General features: G+C 64.2%; 3 protein-coding genes and 1 pseudogene. 3 read left to right on the top strand and 1 reads right to left on the bottom strand.

The window, feature by feature from the left end:
• Positions 1–364: isocitrate/isopropylmalate family dehydrogenase (locus tag ACEQXV_RS10585; RefSeq protein WP_370269083.1), on the top strand; the 364-nt coding region annotated here is incomplete at its 5' end.
• Between the two features lie 17 nt (positions 365–381).
• Here ACEQXV_RS10585 and ACEQXV_RS10580 read toward each other — a convergent pair.
• A complete protein-coding gene (locus ACEQXV_RS10580) occupies positions 382–1992 on the bottom strand; it encodes a Na/Pi cotransporter family protein (RefSeq protein ID WP_370269082.1) in 1611 nt (536 codons plus the stop codon).
• 132 nt (positions 1993–2124) lie between these two features.
• On the opposite strand from ACEQXV_RS10580, the gene ACEQXV_RS10575 reads away from it, so the two are divergent.
• Both ACEQXV_RS10575 and ACEQXV_RS10570 read left to right on the top strand, forming a co-directional pair.
• Positions 2125–3069, top strand: a complete 945-nt coding sequence (locus ACEQXV_RS10575; protein ID WP_370269080.1) for a DMT family transporter — start codon at positions 2125–2127, stop codon at positions 3067–3069.
• 84 nt (positions 3070–3153) lie between these two features.
• Positions 3154–3588 (top strand): annotated as a pseudogene (locus ACEQXV_RS10570) (glycosyltransferase family 1 protein); the annotation flags it as partial.

Raw genomic sequence — 3588 nt, 5'->3', positions numbered from 1 at the left:
CGACCTGCTGTCGGATGCCGCCGCCATGCTGACCGGCTCGCTCGGCATGCTGCCCTCTGCCTCGCTCGGCGCCCCGATGGCCAATGGCCGTCCCAAGGCGCTGTACGAACCGGTGCATGGCTCGGCCCCCGATATCGCGGGCCAGGGCAAGGCCAACCCGATTGCCTGCATCCTGAGCTTCGCCATGGCGCTGCGCTACAGCTTCGACCAGGGTGACGAAGCCGACCGGCTGGAGAAGGCCGTGGAACAGGTTCTGGCCGATGGCGTGCGCACGGCCGACCTTCTGGGTGAAGAAGGCGTCACGCCCGTCAGCACCAGCGAAATGGGCGATGCGATCGTCGCCAAGCTGGACGCCAGCCTGTAACGACAGAAAGGGCGCCCCTAGCGGGCGCCCTCTGCATGAGGGGCCAGCCGGTCCGGCAAGGGGCGTTCAACAGGGGCGTGCTCGGCCAGTTGGGCATAGGCCAACGCCCGATCTGCATTGTGCGCCGTCCTTTCGAGCCAGCGCATCGCATCGGTCAGCTCGAACACCTCCGGCACGCTGACCAGCCCCACATGTTCCCGCAAAAGCGCCGAGCGGCGCAGCTTTCGTGCGCGCCCCGCGATCAGCGAGGCCAGCCGGGTCATCTTTCTGGGGCTTCTCGTTCCGTCGGGTTCCGAGTAGCGCCGGAGCGCGGCGCCAAAGGCCAGCGCGGGACGACGCAAGCCCGGATCGGCCAAGAGCGCCTCCAGCGCATCTTCGGCCACCAGTTGATGTGCCAACCTGTGCAAATGGTCGTAGAGATGCAGGAGCGCCGAGTAACGATTGGCAATCTCGCTATCTCCATCGGGCACACGAATCTGGGTCAGGTAGTGCTGCAGGTCGTCGATCGGTGTCTGCAGAAGCGCCACGCGCGGCGCCGGCAAGGGGCCGGGCAGCGGCCTTAGATAGTCGGAGGCGGCCGCGAACTCGACCCTGAGGATCGCCAGCGCCGTGGACCGCGCGGCATCCATCGCAGCGCTCGGATCGTTCAGAAGCCGATGGTCCAGCGCATCGGTCAGCGCCCCTTCCCGCCCCGGAACCATCCGTTCGATCAGACGCGCGAAGGGATGGGTCAGGGGCAGCATGATTGCAGCCCCGGCCACGTTGAAAGCAGTGTGAAAAACGACGAGTGCAGTGGTCGGATCCGCCGGAAAGAGCGCCCCAAGCGCGCCCACCGACGGAACCAGCAAGGCAAAAACCACGAGGCCCGTTGCGATGTTGTAGGCGGCATGCGCCACTGCGGTGCGCAACATGTCGCGCGAGCCGCCTATGGTGACCAGAAGCGCGGTAAAGGTCGTGCCCACGTTCATCCCGATGACCAGCGCCGCCCCCTGCCCAAGGCTTATGGACCCCGCGGCCAGCAAAACGAGCGTCGCCGCCAAAGCGGCGCTAGACGACTGGATGACCACCGTCACACCCGCCCCGATCAGTACGAGTATCACCCGGCCAAGGAAGCTGTCGCCAGGCAGGCTGTCGGCGGTCAGACGGTCCTCGAACCCGGCGACCGCGTCCTTCATCATGTCGAGCCCGATGAAGATCAGGCAAAAGCCCGTCACCGCGCGCGCGATTCGCGCCGGACGCCCCCTTGTCAGCAGGGACGCCAGAACCGCCACCAGCAGGAGCGGCAAGGCAATGGTGCCGAGGCTGAGTTTCAGGCCAAGCAACGCCACGATCCAGCCCGTGAAGGTCGTGCCCACATTGGCCCCGTAGATCACCCCGATGGCCTGCGGGAAGGTCATGAGCCCGGCACCGACGAACCCGATCACGGTGACCATCGTGGCAGAAGACGACTGGATGACGGCCGTGCTGGCCGCGCCTGTCAGCGTCCCGGTCAGGGGCGAGGTCGTGAAACGTGCAAGGAACCCACGCAGATGCCGGCTGGCCAGCGCGCGCAATGCCTCGGTCATGACCTCCATCCCCACCAGGAAGAGGCCCACACCGCCCGCCAGAACCAATATGTCTGCTGTCATTTGTCAAACTGCCCTTGCGGTGATAGTGCCACGGGCAAGGTGCGCCCGGCAAGCTGGCCGCCTTGCCTCGGGACCGTGCCATATGCCAGTCCCGTTCAGGATTGACGCAAAAGACATTCGGGACCGGGATCCATGCAGCTCAAGGGCGCCTTGTTCGCACTTCTTGCCTTCGGAATTTTCGCAACCCACGACGTGGTGATCAAATACCTCGGCGGGACCTACAACGCGATCCAGATCATCTTCTTCTCGGTTCTCTTCAGCTTCCCGATGCTGACGCTGGTGATGATCCGCGATGCCCGGGGGGACTCGCTGCGCCCTGTGCATCCTTGGTGGACGGGCGCGCGCACGGTGAGCGGCGCCCTTGGAGCCGCTTGCGCGTTCTACGCGTTCTCGGTTCTTCCGCTGACGCAGGTCTACCCGATCCTCTTTGCGATGCCATTGCTGGTAACCCTGTTGGCAATCCCGATGCTGGGTGAGCGTGTGGGACTGCACCGGGCGGCTGCAATCGTGGTGGGCCTGGCCGGGGTTCTGGTCGTTCTGCGACCTGGCAGCGCGGACCTGACCCTTGGCCATGCGGCAGCGCTGGCGGGCGCCGTCTTCAGTGCGCTGAGTTCCATCATCATGCGCAAGATCGGGCGGGCGGAACGCACCGTCGTGCTCCAGCTATACCCGCTGCTGGTCAATTTCGTGGTGATGGGCGCTGCCCTGCCATTCGTCTACGTGCCCGTCAATATCGTCGACCTTGGGGCTTCAGCCGTTGTGGCCCTTCTGGCGCTGATTGCCATGACCTGTCTCGTGACGGCCTATCGCCTTGCCCCGGCGGTGATCGTCGCCCCCATGCAGTATTCGCAGATCATCTGGGCCAGTCTCTTCGGCGCGATATTCTTCGACGAAAGTCTCGACCGCATGACGATGCTTGGCACCGGGATCATCATCGCGTCAGGGCTTTACATCGTGCTGAGGGAAGACCGCAGAAAGGGCAGCTCGCAACAGCCGGTTCTGCGCACGCGCACACGCCCGGCCACGCCCTCTACCCCGCGGATCGCATCCTTTCTGCACAAGTCCAACGATGACTGAGCAGGCGCGCCCAGGGCTTTCACACGGATTGCCACTGATCGCTGTGGCGGGCTAGGTTCTCTCGGCACAGAAAGGACGGCATTCGTGAAAAACGCGGAGCTATTCGTTACCAATTTCAACCCACGTCTAACCGGTGTCTCTGCGACAACCGCTGCCGTCCTGTCAAAACAACGGGACTTGTTCAGCGTGCAACTGGTTGGCCATCCTCTGCCGGGATGCCCGTCACCTGTCGGCAGCTGGAGGGCGATCATGATGTGCCGCCGCGCACCGGAAGGTCGGCCCTTTTCGATTTGGCATGTGCGCCGGAATTCTGAAATGCAACTGGCCGTGATCGCCCGTGATGTGTTCCGCCTACCCATCCGTATCGTGTTCACGTCTGCCGCTCAGCGGCGGCATTCTGCATGGCCGCGCTGGCTGATTTCCCGCATGGATGCGATCATTGCCACGACCCGGGAAGCAGCAAGCTTCGTGCAAAATGTCTGGGCCGTCGTGCCGCACGGTGTGGATACAGACCGCTTC

It is taken from the genome of Nioella sp. (assembly GCF_964229645.1).
GTDB lineage: Bacteria > Pseudomonadota > Alphaproteobacteria > Rhodobacterales > Rhodobacteraceae > Nioella.
The sequence above is the reverse complement of the archived record's forward strand: the minus strand, read 5'-3'. Positions and strand labels throughout refer to the sequence as shown.

What these genes read in the sequence shown, in the direction of transcription:
- ACEQXV_RS10580 (WP_370269082.1), bottom strand. Translation starts at nt 1,992, where the DNA reads ATGACAGCAGACATATTGGTTCTGGCGGGCGGTGTGGGCCTCTTCCTG.
- ACEQXV_RS10575 (WP_370269080.1), top strand. Translation starts at nt 2,125, where the DNA reads ATGCAGCTCAAGGGCGCCTTGTTCGCACTTCTTGCCTTCGGAATTTTC.